The organism is Adlercreutzia equolifaciens (assembly GCF_029076695.1).
GTDB classification, from domain to species: Bacteria; Actinomycetota; Coriobacteriia; order Coriobacteriales; family Eggerthellaceae; genus Adlercreutzia; species Adlercreutzia equolifaciens_A.
Genome location: NZ_JARFIK010000373.1, coordinates 1 through 303, shown reverse-complemented (window position 1 = coordinate 303; position 303 = coordinate 1). Strand labels below are relative to the sequence as shown.

Annotated in this window: 1 protein-coding gene; it reads right to left on the bottom strand. The window is 60.1% G+C overall.

Annotation, left to right across the window (positions count from 1 at the left end):
* A partial coding sequence (locus PZH32_RS12805; RefSeq protein WP_275208638.1) for an arginine deiminase family protein occupies positions 1-303 on the bottom strand: 303 nt, incomplete at both ends.

Below are 303 nucleotides of genomic sequence, written 5' to 3'. Positions count from 1 at the left end.
CGTTGAACACGTTGTGAGCGATGGCGTCGATGGCGTCGGGCTCGGTGCGCTGGGAGATGCCGATGGCCAGCACGTGCTCGTAGATGTTCAGCATGTCGCCGCCCTCGATGTGGAAGGTGTCGTTGCGATCATAGTACTGGGGCGTACCGGCGAAATCCGGATGATAGTTGAAGATGTAGTCGCCGTAGATGGTCTCACGGTTACGAGTGACCGAGTACATGCGGTTGATGGACACGCCGTTGCCGATCATCGCGTACGGGTCGCGGGTGAAGTACAGGTTCGGCATGGGGGCGCACCCCAGCT